Origin of the sequence: Mycolicibacterium lutetiense, assembly GCF_017876775.1 — a bacterium.
In the GTDB taxonomy this organism is placed as follows: domain Bacteria; phylum Actinomycetota; class Actinomycetes; order Mycobacteriales; family Mycobacteriaceae; genus Mycobacterium; species Mycobacterium lutetiense.
The window spans coordinates 965,082-978,416 of sequence record NZ_JAGIOP010000002.1 but is presented as its reverse complement, the minus strand read 5'-3'; the positions used below and the strand labels follow the sequence as shown (position 1 = coordinate 978,416).

Annotated in this window: 11 protein-coding genes; 3 read left to right on the top strand and 8 right to left on the bottom strand. The window is 67.9% G+C overall.

The window, feature by feature from the left end; genetic code table 11:
- Positions 1 to 7: 7 nt before the first annotated feature.
- Positions 8 to 1,003: an alpha/beta hydrolase gene (locus tag JOF57_RS14000; RefSeq protein ID WP_209917358.1), complete on the bottom strand. Its 996-nt coding sequence runs from the start codon at positions 1,001 to 1,003 to the stop codon at positions 8 to 10.
- Positions 1,000 to 2,646, bottom strand: coding sequence for an AMP-binding protein (locus tag JOF57_RS13995; RefSeq protein ID WP_209917356.1), 1,647 nt, complete (start codon positions 2,644 to 2,646; stop codon positions 1,000 to 1,002). The genes JOF57_RS14000 and JOF57_RS13995 overlap by 4 nt, the downstream gene beginning before the upstream one ends.
- Before the next feature lie 146 nt (positions 2,647 to 2,792).
- Here JOF57_RS13995 and JOF57_RS13990 point away from each other — a divergent pair, with 146 nt between their 5' ends.
- Positions 2,793 to 4,232, top strand: coding sequence for a wax ester/triacylglycerol synthase family O-acyltransferase (locus JOF57_RS13990; RefSeq protein ID WP_209917355.1), 1,440 nt, complete (start codon positions 2,793 to 2,795; stop codon positions 4,230 to 4,232).
- Here the strand turns inward: JOF57_RS13990 and JOF57_RS13985 are convergent.
- A complete protein-coding gene (locus tag JOF57_RS13985) occupies positions 4,179 to 5,144 on the bottom strand; it encodes an acyl-CoA dehydrogenase family protein (protein WP_209917352.1) in 966 nt (321 codons plus the stop codon). The genes JOF57_RS13990 and JOF57_RS13985 overlap by 54 nt on opposite strands.
- A gap of 73 nt (positions 5,145 to 5,217) precedes the next feature.
- On the opposite strand from JOF57_RS13985, the gene JOF57_RS13980 reads away from it, so the two are divergent.
- The gene (locus JOF57_RS13980; RefSeq protein WP_209917350.1) at positions 5,218 to 6,315 is read left to right on the top strand and encodes an acyl-CoA dehydrogenase family protein; all 1,098 of its coding nucleotides are present in this window, start codon (positions 5,218 to 5,220) and stop codon (positions 6,313 to 6,315) included.
- 11 nt (positions 6,316 to 6,326) lie between these two features.
- Here the strand turns inward: JOF57_RS13980 and JOF57_RS13975 are convergent, their stop codons facing one another.
- From JOF57_RS13975 to JOF57_RS13965, 3 genes are all read right to left on the bottom strand, one after another.
- Positions 6,327 to 7,205, bottom strand: coding sequence for an IclR family transcriptional regulator (locus JOF57_RS13975; protein WP_307870019.1), 879 nt, complete (start codon positions 7,203 to 7,205; stop codon positions 6,327 to 6,329).
- A gap of 80 nt (positions 7,206 to 7,285) precedes the next feature.
- Positions 7,286 to 8,077 (bottom strand): SDR family NAD(P)-dependent oxidoreductase, encoded by a 792-nt coding sequence (locus JOF57_RS13970; protein WP_209917349.1) that lies wholly within the window; start codon positions 8,075 to 8,077, stop codon positions 7,286 to 7,288.
- A gap of 5 nt (positions 8,078 to 8,082) precedes the next feature.
- The gene (locus tag JOF57_RS13965; protein ID WP_209917347.1) at positions 8,083 to 8,859 is read right to left on the bottom strand and encodes an SDR family oxidoreductase; all 777 of its coding nucleotides are present in this window, start codon (positions 8,857 to 8,859) and stop codon (positions 8,083 to 8,085) included.
- A 208-nt stretch (positions 8,860 to 9,067) separates the two neighbouring features.
- Here JOF57_RS13965 and JOF57_RS13960 point away from each other — a divergent pair, with 208 nt between their 5' ends.
- A complete protein-coding gene (locus tag JOF57_RS13960; RefSeq protein ID WP_307870018.1) occupies positions 9,068 to 10,714 on the top strand; it encodes a flavin-containing monooxygenase in 1,647 nt (548 codons plus the stop codon).
- Between the two features lie 9 nt (positions 10,715 to 10,723).
- Here JOF57_RS13960 and JOF57_RS13955 read toward each other — a convergent pair whose 3' ends face one another.
- Positions 10,724 to 11,653, bottom strand: coding sequence for a LipP1 family hormone-sensitive lipase (locus tag JOF57_RS13955; protein WP_209917346.1), 930 nt, complete (start codon positions 11,651 to 11,653; stop codon positions 10,724 to 10,726).
- Positions 11,654 to 11,844: 191 nt separating this feature from the next.
- Positions 11,845 to 13,287, bottom strand: a complete 1,443-nt coding sequence (locus JOF57_RS13950) for an RNA polymerase sigma factor (RefSeq protein ID WP_407666568.1) — start codon at positions 13,285 to 13,287, stop codon at positions 11,845 to 11,847.
- Positions 13,288 to 13,335: the final 48 nt, after the last annotated feature.

Sequence of the window (13,335 nt, the reverse complement as noted above, 5' to 3'; positions counted from 1 at the left end):
TTGCCTTTCAGTCGTTTTCGGAGCAGTTGTTCAGGGCGTCGCGGACGACGGTGCACACGTCTTCGGTGGCCTCGGCCGCGGCGGGGAGGTGATCGGCGAGGTTGAAGAACCCGTGAAAGCCACGCTCGTAGCGCCGGACGCTCACGTTCGCGCCGCCGGCGGCGAGCATGCGGGCGTACTCCTCGCCTTCCTCGCACAGCGGATCCAGGGCGCCGGTCAGCACGTGCGCATCCGGAAGCCCGGTCATGTCACCGAGAATCGGCGATGCCGACACCTCGGCCTGGGCGCCGCTGCCGCCGAGATACTGCGCGGTGAACCACTGCATGTGCTCGGCGGTCAGCACCCCGCTCTTGGTGTGCGGGCTGGACAGCGACGATTTGCGGCGCTGATCCACCACCGGATAGATCAGCACCTGGAACGCGATGTCCGGGCCACCACGGTCTCGGGCTGTCATCGCGACGACGGCAGCCAGGTTGCCGCCCGCACTGTCGCCTGCGACCACCAGCCGGCTCGGGTCACCGCCCAGCTCGACGGCATGGGCGGCGGCCCATTCGGTTGCCGCCCAGGCATCTTCGACCGCGGCAGGGTAGGGGTGCTCAGGAGCGAGCCGGTAGTCGACCGACACCACGATGGCACCGATGCCGTTGGCGAGCCTGCGACAACACGAGTCGTGTGAGTCGAGATCGCACAGCACGAACCCGCCGCCGTGGAAGTAGACGAGGACGGGAAGGCCGGCATCCGTAGCGGTGCCGGAGTCGGCGGGGTCCAGGGGTTGGTAGATCCGCACGGGTATGTCACCGGCGGGTCCGGGGATGGCCCGGTCGTAGACGTTGCCCACTTGCATGGGCCGGGCCGGACGGCGGCTGGCCTTGAGCCGGGCCCGCACCTCGGCTGCCGCCGCGATGGGATCGCTGCCGCCCTGAAGGATCGGGGCGAATGCGTCGCCCATCCGGCCGGCGACCTCACGCTTCATGGTGTCGCCCTGGATGTTCACCTCGCTCATCGAGAACCCCCGGTCAGTTCGCCGCGCAACACCTTGCCGGTGGCGTTGCGGGGCAACGTGTTCAGGAACTCGACATCGCGGGGAATCTTGTACCGGGCCAGGTTCTCCCGTACGTAGTCCTTGATCTCATCGGCGCCCACGGTGGCTCCGTCGACCAGCACCACATACGCATTGAGCCGTTGACCGAAATCCTCGTCGCTGACCCCGATCACCGCCACTTCGTCGACCTCGGGATGGGCGGTGATCAGGTTCTCGACCTCCAGCGGGTAGACGTTCTCCCCGCCGCAGATCACCATGTCGTCGTCGCGACCGTCGATGTAGAGCCTTCCGGAGTCGTCGAAGTGGCCGACGTCGCCGCTGCTCTGCAACCCACCGATCGACTCTTTGGTGCGGCCGTCGGTGTAGCCGGCGAAGCTCACGTCGCTGCCGGCGAAAACCCGTCCGATCACACCCGGTTCGGTGATCTCGTTGCCCTCCGAGTCATGCAGGCGGACAGTGCATCCGACCGGGGCCCGGCCCGCGGTGCGCGGATCGTGCTTCAGATCCTCGGGCATCGCCACCGTCATGACCGCGAGTTCGGTTGAGCCGTAGAGGTTGTAGAGGACCGGGCCGAACTCGGCGAGCGTGCGCTCGACCAGGTCGGGTGGCATGGCCGAGCCCGACACGAAGATGATCTTCAGCGACGACGTATCGTAGCTGTCGCGAACATCCTTGGGCAGAGCCAGGATTCGCTGCAGCATCGTGGGCACCACCACCAGTACGTCACAGCGCTCGTTCTGGATCGCCCGCAGCGTCTCTTCCGGGTTGAACTTACGGCGCAGCACCAGGCGGTTGCCCAGCGCCAGCGACAGCACCGCCTGGCCGAGCCCGGTGCCGTGGAACATCGGTGCGGCGAGCATGCAGGTCTGACCGCGGCGGCGCGGGACCCGGTCCAGCAGCTGAGCGGAGAACAGGGGAGAGGTTTTGCCGCGCGGGGCGCCCTTGGGTGTGCCGGTGGTGCCGCTGGTCAGCAGCGTCATGCCACCCGGCTTGGCGGGTGCGGCGACCGGGGCCGGTGACGTGGCGGCGATCAGGCCTTCCAGGGAACCCTCGACATCGGATATCGAGGGTTCGTCGGTCCACGCCAGGAAGCGGCGTACGCCTAGATCGACGGCGCTGACGAGGTCGGTGAACTCCTCGTCGTAGATCAACACGTTGACTTTTTCGCGGGCCGCGACATCGGCGAGTTGGGGTTTGGCGAACCCGGTGTTCATCAACAGCAGCTGTGCCCCGACCTTGCCTGCCGCGGCCAGGATGGTGACCAGGCCACGGTGGTCCCGGCACAGTGCTGCGATGACCGCGCCCGCACCGATGCCGCGTGAATTCCAGGCCCGGGCAAGTGCATTCACCCGACCGTTGAGCTGGGCGAACGTCACGTCGCCCCATTCGTCGGTGAGGGCGATCGCGTTGGGATCGCGGGTGGCGGCGCTTTCGATCACCGCGGCGAAGCCCCCGAACTGGCGGACCAGCTTGGCTTGCCGGATACCGTCGGCCGCTCCGCCGGAGAGGCCGGACTCGCGCAGCACGGCGATGCTGCGGGCGATGACCCGGACCCGGTCGACCTTGGCGGCGAGGCTGGATGTGCGCGGATTGGCTCGCTTCATGCCGCAAACGGTAGGTCGCACCGAGCCGCCGGCGGGTCCCGAAGTCTCGCTGGGCGGGACAGCTTGTCTACTGGGCCACACGATTGGATAAGAGTGATGGCAGCCACAGAAAGAGCCGTACCGGCGGCCGGACAAGCGAGGGTGAAATGCGGCGTTTGACGGGTGAGGACAACAGCTTTCTGGCGTGGGAGAGCTCGGTCCAACCGCAGCACACGATGAAGGCCGTGGTTCTGGACCCCAACCAGGTTTCGGAACCGCTCACCTTCGACCGGATCAAGACCGCCGTGCAGGGCTGGGTCGATCAGATCGAACCGATGCAGTGGAAACTGCTGGCTCCGCGGGTGGGGTTCGGCCGGCCGTGGTGGGTATCGCGGCCGCAGATCGACCTCGAGCATCACGTCCAGCGGACCACCGCGCCCGCACCCGGCGGTGACGAGGAACTCGCCGCGACCATCGGCGAGATCTTCGAGGTGGCGCTGGACCGCGACCGGCCGGCCTGGCAGCTCTGGTACGTCGAGGGTCTCAAAGACGGCCGGGTTGCCCTGGTGCTCAAGATCCATCACGCCGTCGCGGACGGCACCGCATCGCTGCGCCTGCTCGAAACCCTGTACAGCACCGATCCGGCGACCCCGCTCCCGCAGCCGGGGTCGACACCACTTCGGGACGAGCAACGACCGGCACCGTGGATCTGGTGGCCGCTGGTACTGCGGCACCAGATCGCAGCGTTGGCCCGTTTCCCCAGCATCATCACCCGCACCGCGGCCGTGACCGGGGTGATCCGTCGTCGACAGAAGGCCGGAAAGCCCGGTTACGCAGAAGCTTTCACCCCGCCGGCGATGCCGTTCAACGAACCGTTCTCGGCCAGCCGTCGATTCGCCTACCGGCGCTGCGACGTCACGGAGATCAAGCAGGTGTCGAAGGCATTCGGCGTCACCGTCAACGACGTCTTCCTGACCATCTGCGGCGGCGCCTTGCGCGACTATCTGGCCGACAGCGGACAGGCCAACGACGAGAGCTTGACCGCCGTCGTGCCCGTCTCGATGCGCCCGACCGAAACCGAAGTCGAGTGGGGCAACAAGGTGGCGCGCTGGAACGTCGAGCTCGCCACGCACATCGCCGACCCGGTGGAGCGATTGGCGGCGGTCGCGGCGGCGACCCGGGCCGCACGTGAGGTGCAGGCCGAGCGGGACGCGTGGTTGCAGCATGACTGGATGGAGTACTGGCCGCTGTTCTGGTTGTACTCGCGGGTGCTGCCGATCCTCGGGGCCAAGATGAAGCGCCGCCCGATGTTCAGCCTGATCGCGTCCAACATGCGCGGCCCGCAGGAGACGCTGTACTGGGGTGGTGCACCGATCGAGCAGCTGATCTCGTCCGGGCCGATCGTGTTCCCGATGGGGCTGAACTTCACCGGGTGGAGCTACCGCGACGAGATGGCGATCTGTGTGCTCACCTGTGGTGATCAGGTGGCGGACCCCTACGGTATCGCCGACCGGGTGCCCAAGGTCCTGGCCGAGTTGTCGGCGCGGGCGGGTTCAGCCGATGGTGGGCTCGTGAACGCTCCGGATCGTCAGGCGGTATCCGGCTAGGACGTCGAGCCAGCGGCGGGCCACCGGGTCCGTCGCGTCGAGCGCGTGCCGACTACCGCTGCTGAGCAGTTGGTCGGCGGCGTTGCGCGCGCGGGTGACGGCCTGACGCAGTGCGGTGGCGGCCCCGTCGGCATCGGCGGTCAGCGCGGAGTCGAGTTGCAGCCGGGCCGCGTCGATATCGGATTCCGCCGCTGCCACCAGCACCGCCGAGGCGGTCAGTTCGGTGGTGTCCTCGCTGCCGTACGAGGTGGACAGCCGCCGGCGGACCTGATCGACGTGCGCCTGCCACACGCCCGATGCGGCGCCGACGACGGCGGCGGCCTGACCGGCCCCGGCAAGGACCCGGTACGGCGGTGGTGGTGGCGAAAACACCGAGCCCCGGTCGAGCGCCGCGTCGGACACCGTGACGTCGCCGATACCCGCCGCATCCAGGCCACGCCGGCCGACGTCACCGTCCACGTGTACGACACCGCGGGGGAGAAGGACATACCGGACCGAATCGCCGTCGAGGGCGCCGAGCAGCAGCCAGTCCACGACATCGGCAGCGGTCACCGATTCCCAGCGACCGGTCAGCCGAAACTTCCCGCGGCCGGCGGTCAACCGCCCGGTCGGTGCTGCGCAGGCGGTCACCAATGCGCCGGTGTCGTCACGCCACACCTGTTCGGCGGCACCGTCGCCCAGCCCGGCCACCGCGTAGGCCGCGGCGTTGAGGGCGGCGGCACACCACCCCGCCGATCCGTCGCGCGCGGCGAGGTCGCCCACCGCCGCGAGGAATTCGGCCGGCGGTACCGCCCGTCCGCCGTAGCGGGCCGGCTGCAGCAACCGACTCGATTCCGAATCACGCACGACGGCAATCGATTCAACGGCCGAGAGGGTGGGCTCGACGCCGGATGTGCCGGGCGGCTCGGCCATATGACCTCCTGGGAGGGCGACGAATGGTATTCACGATGGTGACACACCCGACGGGCAGGACAGGGCGGCAACGATGACGCAGAACGTGCGCGGCGCGGTCCGCCAGGCACTGCCGGCGATCGCCGCGGCGGCCGCCGATGTCGACCGCACCGGGGAAATCGACCCCGCGGTGATCACCGGCCTGCACGATGCGGGGTTCTTTGCGATGCTGCGGCCCAAGGCTTTCGGCGGGATGGAGGCCGACCCGGCCGAGTACCTGGCGGTCACCCGGGACCTGTCCGCGGCCTGTACCTCCACGGGCTGGCTGGCCGGGTGGTTGGGTGTCAACACCTGGCATCTCTCGCTGTTCGATCAGCGCGCCCAGCGCGATGTCTGGGGCCGGGATCCGCGGACGCTGGTCTGCGAGTCGTATGCCCCGACCGGTCGGCTCGAACGCGTGGGTGACGCGTTCCGGTTGTCGGGCCGGTGGAGCAGGTGCACCGGGATCCTGCATTCGTCGTGGCTGATGGCCGCCGCGGTGCTGGTCGGTGACGACGGTGCGGCCCAGGATTTCCTGGTGGCACTGATCCCGCGTGGGGACTACGTCGTGGAATCGACGTGGAACAGCATCGGATTGCGCGGTATCGGTGCGCACGACGTCGTCGTCTCGGGTGCGGTCGTGCCGCGGTACCGCACGTTCGGCTGGGTCAGCGGGGACCAGCTCGGCACGTTGGCTCCGCTGTACCGGTTGCCGCAGCCGACGATGTACACCCACACGGGCACGGTGCCCCTGCTCGGCGCGGCCGAGAACATTCTCTCCGCGTTGCGGCCCCGGTCCGGTTCGTCGGTCGACCCGGTGGCCATGGCGTGCAGCGATCTCGAGTTGTCGATCCGGCAGATCGAACGCAACCTGGGCGACCTCATGGACTGTGTGCGTGCCGATCTGACCCCGGGCAACGACCTGGTGCTGCGATCGCGCCGCGACCAGGTGCTGGCCTCCGCGCGCGCCGTCGCGGCGATCCGGGCATTCACGGCGCACGCCGGCGGCCGCGACACCGACGACTCGCTGGTGGAACGGGTGTGGCGCGACGTCCAGACGGCGCAGACCCACGTGGCCAGCAACGTGGAGCAGGTGCTGGCGCTCGTCGGCCGTCACTCGTTCGGCATGGAGGTCGACGAGATCGTCTGGTAGTCGGCGGGGCGTCAGACCCAGGCGTCGGAGGTGAGCGTCCGCAGCACGCGGGACAGCATGTTGTCGGTCGCCTGAGCCTGCGAGGTGACCGACGGGGCACTACCGCGTCCGGCACCGAGTTGCTGGGAGATGTGCCGAGCCGCCCGGATCACGAACGGGGCGGTTCGCTGCAGGCGATGCAACGGAACCGCACCGGTCAGCGACAACGCCGCCACCTCACCGTCGGCAGAGCGCAGCGGCGCCGCCACGCTGGTCAGGCCGATCGCCAGCTCCTCGTTGTCGTAGGCGAGCCCGTGGCGGGAGCGGATCCGGGCGAGTTCGCGGTGCAGGGTCTCCAGATCGCTGATGGTGGACCGGGTGGACCGGGTCAGACGCGGGCCCAGGACGGCGTCCACCTCCTCGGCCGGAAGCTCGGCCAGCATCGTCTTTCCCAGCGCGCTGGCATGCGCAGGCGAGTGCCCCGCGACGCGGGTGGGCACCACCGCGCTGTGACGTCCGGCCACCTTGTCGAGGTAGACGACATCACCGCCGAAGAGCACCCCGAGGTGAACCACCAGCCCGGTGTCGGCGTGGAGTCGGGACAGGATCGGTGACGCCACGCTGCGCAACTGTGAGTGATCGATCATCCGGGTCACCGGCAGCGGGGAGGCGGCCAGCGCGTACCCGTCGGGGCGATGTTGCAGGAGGCCGGCGCTGTGCAGCTGTTTGAGAATCCGGTGCACCGAGGATCGGGGCAACCCCGTGCGGCCGGCGATCTGATCCAGCCGCAGGTGCTTGCCGGGTTCATCGAAGGCGTTGAGGATCAGCGCGACCCGATCCACCATCGATACGGCCGCGTCACCCGGTTCGGCGCGCGGTCGTGATGATGCGTTGCGGGTGGATGCCGGCACTGCGCCCCCTGGGACGTCGAACACTGAGTCCCCACAATCTCACTCAGCGGAACCCTGCCGCAAGCCTCACGGCGCGGTGATCAGGCGTGGGTACCGCCGTCGATGCGGATCTCGGTGCCGCTGATGAACGCGCCGTCGTCGGACACCAGCATGGCGATCACCCCGGCGACCGCGGACGGGTCACCCATCCCGGCTCCACCGGAGGCCAGGTCGGTCGGCATGATCGGCGACAACTTGGCGAACAACGACCAGTCGCTGTCAGCGGGGAGGAGTCCCGGTGTGGCGTCGGTGATCCCGGACTTGATGCTGCCCGGCGCGACACAGACCGCCCGCAGACCCTGCTTGCCGTATTCCAGGGCGAGAGCATGGGTCATCGCCTGGATTCCGCCCTTGCTGGCCGCGTAGGCCGCCATGTACGGGTGGGCGAACGCCGCCGACGTGGAACTGAAGTTCACGATCGCACTCTGCGGATTCTCCAGCAGCGCCGGCAGCGCCTCGCGGATCACCAGGAACGTACCGGTGAGATTCACGCCGATGATCTGGTTCCAGGCCGCCAGGCTCATCTCGTGGGTGTGCACCGCGCGCAGGATGCCCGCGGCGTTGACCACCGAGTCGAGGCCGCCCAACGTCTCCACCGCGGTGCGCACACCGTCGACCACCGATGCCTCGTCGCCGATGTCCATCGTCAGCACGGTGAGGCGGTCTGAGGTGCCGGCCTGTTGCGCGCTCTGCCGGGTGGCCTCCAGACCCTCGGAGGCGATGTCGGCGCCGACCACTGCGGCACCCTCGTCGAGAAGTCGCAGCGTGGTGGCCTGCCCGATGCCGGATCCGGCGCCGGTCACCAGGATCCGGCGGCTCTCAAGTCGTTTCATGGCTGTCACTGTCCCATCACGTATTTCACGGTCGGACCGGCGGTCCAGCCGCCGTCGACGGCGATCTCGGCGCCGGTGACGTAGGTGGACGCCCCGGACAGCAGATAACCTACTGCGCCGGCGATCTCATCGGCCTCCCCGACCCGGCCCATCGGGGTGTTGGGGTAGTTGCCCTCGCCCTGGGCAATACCGATCTGCGCGGTCATCGGCGTGTAGGTCATACCGGGATGTACCGAATTCACCCGGATGCGGTCGGGTCCCAGTTCGACGGCGGCGATCTTGCTCAGCCCGCGCACGCCCCATTTGGACGCGCCGTAGCCGGCCGTCAGCGCCAGGCCCATCAGGCCGGCGGCCGAGGAGATGTTGACGACGGAGCCCCCGCCCGAGGCGCGCATCGGGGCGATGACCGCCTGCAGCCCGTTGAAGACCCCGACCAGGTTCACCTCGAGAACGGTGCGGAAATGGGCGAGCGGTTCGTGCTCGATGAACTGGCCGGTAGAGATGCCGGCATTGTTCACCAGACCGTTCAGCTTGCCGAACTCCGCCAGGGCGAGCTCGACAGCGGACTGCCACTGCGCCGCGTCGGTGACATCGAGGTGGACGTAACGCGCGTCGCTGCCCAGCTCGGCCGCCAGCGCGGCGCCGTCGTCGTCGAGCACGTCCGAGACCACCACCTTGCCGCCACGCGCGACGATGTGCCGGGCGAAGGATGCGCCGAGGCCGCGCGCGCCACCGGTGACGATCGCTACGACATCCGACAAGCCATCCGAATCTGCCTGCATCCCAACAACTTCCTTTCCTCAAGTGCCGGCGTCGACCCCTGGATCCGGGCCGCCGGCGAATCGAACGCAACCGGGAACGAATCCGACGGTACGGACCCCCTCGGGTCGTTGTCGCGGGGCTTGTACCGGTGAGTGAGACAACTGGTGTCCGCTTCACACGGTCGTTCGTAACGTGACGCACCGAACATTGAAGCGAAAGGCATCGATAGTGACAGCGCAGCCAGCTCGGTCGGGTACCGCCGAACAAACCACCGATGCGGTGGATGTGGTCGTGGTGGGGGCCGGCTTCGCCGGGCTGTACGCACTGCATCGCCTTCGCGGGCAGGGCCTTTCGGTCCGGGTGTTCGAGGCCGCCGACGGCGTGGGCGGTGTCTGGTACTGGAACCGCTATCCGGGTGCCCGCTGCGACGTCGAAAGCGTCGACTACTCCTACTCGTTCGACTCCGACCTCGAACAGGAGTGGAACTGGACCGAGAAGTACGCCACCCAGCCCGAGATCCTGGCGTACCTCAACCACGTGGCCGACCGGTTCGACCTGCGGCGCGACATCTCTTTCGAGACGCGAGTGACCGACATGGTGCTCGATGAGTCGGCGATGCGCTGGGAGGTTCGCACCGACCGGGGCGACGTGGTCTCCGCGCGCTTCTGCATCCTGGCGGTCGGGCCGCTGTCGAATGCCAACATCCCGGCGATCGAGGGTCTCGATTCGTTCGCGGGCGGGGTTTATCACACCGCGCACTGGCCGCACGAAGGCGTTGATTTCACCGGCAAGCGGGTCGGCGTGATCGGTACCGGATCCTCGGGTATCCAGGCGATCCCGTATCTCGCCAAGCAGGCCGAACAACTCATCGTCTTTCAGCGCACCCCGAACTACAGCGTGCCGGCCGGCAACATTCCGCTCGATGACGAGGCGCGGGCCGCGCAGAAGGCCGGATACGCCGAGCGGCGCAGACTCTCGATGCGCAGCGGCGGCGGCTCACCGCATCAGCCCCACCCCGAGTCCGCCCTGGACGTCTCTGTCGACGAACTGCAGCAGACCTACGAGCGGCGCTGGGAACTGGGCGGGGTGTTGTTCTCCAAGGCCTTCCCGGACCAGTTGGTCACCATCGAGGCCAACGACACCGCCCGGCTGTTCTGGGAGCAGAAGGTGCGCTCGGTGATCGACGATCCGGCGGTGGCCGACGTGCTGATCCCGAAGGATCATCCGATCGGCGCGAAGCGAATCTGCACCGACGACAACTACTTCCAGACCTTCAACCGGCACAACGTCGCGTTGGTGAATCTGCGGGCGACGCCGATCGAGCGGATCGACGCCTCGGGTATCGACACCACCGATACACACTACGACGTGGATGCGTTGGTACTGGCCACCGGATTCGACGCGATGACCGGTTCGGTCCAGAAGCTCAACGTGGTGGGCCGGGGTGGTCGGACCCTCAACGAAGCGTGGTCCGAGGGGCCGGCCACTTACCTGGGTCTGGGTGTCCCCGGCTTCCCGAACGTCTTCAACATCGCCGGCCCGGGCGCGCCGTCGGTGCTGGCCAACATGGTGCTGCATTCGGAGCTGCACCTGAATTGGGTGGCCGATGCGATCGCCTACCTCGACGCCCAGGGTGCTCCGGCGATCGAGGCCCGGGAGGACGCCGCGGCCGAGTGGGTGGCCGAGTGCACCCGACGTGCCGCAGGAACACTGATGCCGCAGGCCAATTCGTGGTATCTCGGGGCAAACATCCCGGGTAAGCCGCGGGTGTTCATGCCGTTCGTCGGCGGCTTCGGCGTATACGGCGAGATCATCGCCGAGGTCGCTGCAGCCGGCTACAAGGGCTTCGACATCCACCAGGATCTGACCACCTAGCGGTCGGCCTCAGTCCTCCAGTACGGCGAGGATATCCGTGCACACCCGCTTCTTGGCCTCACCGGCCAGCGTCAGTGCCGGCATGGTCATGAACCCGTGGATGGCGCCGGCGTAACCGTGGTGCACCACTGGAACCCCCTGGGCGGCAAGCGCTTCGGCGTACTCTTCGCCTTCGGAGCGCAGCGGGTCGAAGCCGGCGGTGATGACCACCGCCTGCGGTAGCCCGCGCAGGTCTGCGTGAAGCGGCGCGACATGGGGATGTGCGCGGTCACCGGCTTCAGGAACGTACTGGTCCCAGTACCACGTCATGGCGGCCCGGGTGTTGTAGAACCCGGTATCGAATCTCCGGTACGACTCGGTGTCGAAGTCCGCGGCGAGCACCGGATACAGCAGGGCCTGACACGCGATGTCCGGTCCGCCGCGATCACGGGTCAGGATCGCGGTCACCGCGGCGAGATTGCCGCCGGCACTGTCGCCGGCGACGACGATCTTCGACACGTCACCGCCGAGCCGTTCGGCCTCGCCCGCCGCCCAGCACACCGCGGCGTACACGTCCTCGACCGCCGCCGGCCACCGCGATTCCGGTGCCAGCCGATAGTCGACGGAGACCACGATCGCCGCGATGCCATTGGACAGCGATCGGCACAGATCGTCGTGGGTGTCGAGGTCACAGAACACGAACCCGCCGCCGTGCGCGAATACCACCATCGGGGCCGGCGCGTGGGAAGGCGCTGCCGGCCAATAGATCCGGACCGGGATGTCGCCCCCTGGCCCGGGTATGGTCCGCTCCTCGACCGCCCCGATCGGTTGTGGGTGATCCGGTGCCCGATACCGGGACCGCACGGCGGCCCTCGCCTCGGCACCGCTCATCGTCTCGACGGCAGGGAAACCGGTATTCAGTACGGGCAGCAGCGTCTCGATCTCGGGATCGATGTTCATCTCCGCCTGTTCGGGTCGTCCGGATACGGCCAGCCCAACGAAACCACATCCGGCCCCCCGAGGCGGCGGGCGTGTTCCACCCAACGGGACCGTCGGAAATCCCGTCGCTGGGGGAGGGACGGTAAATACGAGATCGGCCCCTCCGTCAGACGGAGGGGCCGATCTCATTGTCTGTCGGCTACGCGACCGGACTAGTCCAGGTAGTCGCGCAAGACCTGCGAGCGGCTGGGGTGGCGCAGCTTGCTCATGGTCTTGGACTCGATCTGACGGATGCGCTCACGCGTGACGCCGTAGACCTGGCCGATCTCGTCGAGCGTGCGGGGCTGGCCGTCGGTGAGGCCGAACCGCAGCCGGACCACACCGGCTTCGCGCTCGGACAGCGTCTCCAGCACCGACTGCAGCTGATCCTGCAGCAGCGTGAAGGACACGGCATCCACGGCTACTACCGCTTCACTGTCCTCGATGAAGTCACCGAGCTGGCTGTCGCCCTCGTCGCCGATGGTCTGGTCCAGCGAGATGGGTTCACGCGCGTACTGCTGGATCTCCAGCACCTTCTCCGGCGTGATGTCCATTTCCTTGGCCAGCTCTTCGGGCGTGGGCTCGCGACCCAGGTCCTGCAGCAGCTCACGCTGGATACGGCCGAGCTTGTTGATCACCTCGACCATGTGCACCGGGATACGGATGGTGCGGGCCTGGTCGGCCATGGCTCGGGTGATGGCCTGACGGATCCACCAGGTGGCGTACGTCGAGAACTTGTAGCCCTTGGTGTAGTCGAACTTCTCCACGGCGCGGATCAGGCCCAGGTTGCCTTCCTGGATCAGATCGAGGAAGGCCATGCCGCGGCCCGTGTAGCGCTTGGCCAGCGACACCACCAGACGCAGGTTGGCTTCCAGCAGGTGGTTTTTCGCGCGGTCGCCGTCACGGCAGATCCACTGGAAGTCACGCCGCACCTGAGTGGTGAGCTTCTCGCCCTTCGCGGCGAACTCGCTCATCTTCTGGGTGGCGAACAGGCCGGCCTCGATGCGCTTGGCGAGCTCGACCTCTTCCTCGGCGTTGAGCAGTGCCACCTTGCCGATCTGCTTGAGGTACGCGCGGACCGAGTCGGCCGAGGCCGTCAGCTCGGCGTCTTTACGTGCCTGTCGCAGCGCCTCGGACTCTTCTTCGTCCCAGACGAAGTCGCCGGAGGCCTTGTCCTTGTCGGACGGCTCGGGGTGCTCCTCGTCAGACTTGCCTGCCTTGCCCGCAGCCGGAGCGGCGGCCTTGGCGCCCTTGCTTTCCTTGCTGTCCTCGTCATCGTCGTCGTCGCCGGACTCCTCGACGTCATCGTCGGTGTCAAGATCGTCGTCGAGCTCGAGGTCGGTGTCTTCGGTGTCCAGATCCTCGCCCGGACCTGTGTCCAGGTCGTCGGTGCTGTCCGGATCGTCGTTGATGTCCTCGGGCTTGCTCGCCGCGGCCTTGGTGGCCTTCTTGGCAGGCGCCTTCTTGGCGGGGGCCTTCTTGGCCGGGGCGCCCTCGGCCTTGGCCGCGGTGCTCTTGGCTGCCCGCTTGGCCGGTGCCTTCTTGGCGGGAGTCTTGGTAGCGGTGCGCTTCACCGGCTCGTCGGTCGCCGGGCTTGCTGCTTTTGTCGCTGCCACGTACACCCTTTCGGTCTCACGAAATTCTCGGCGGGTATGGGCATACTC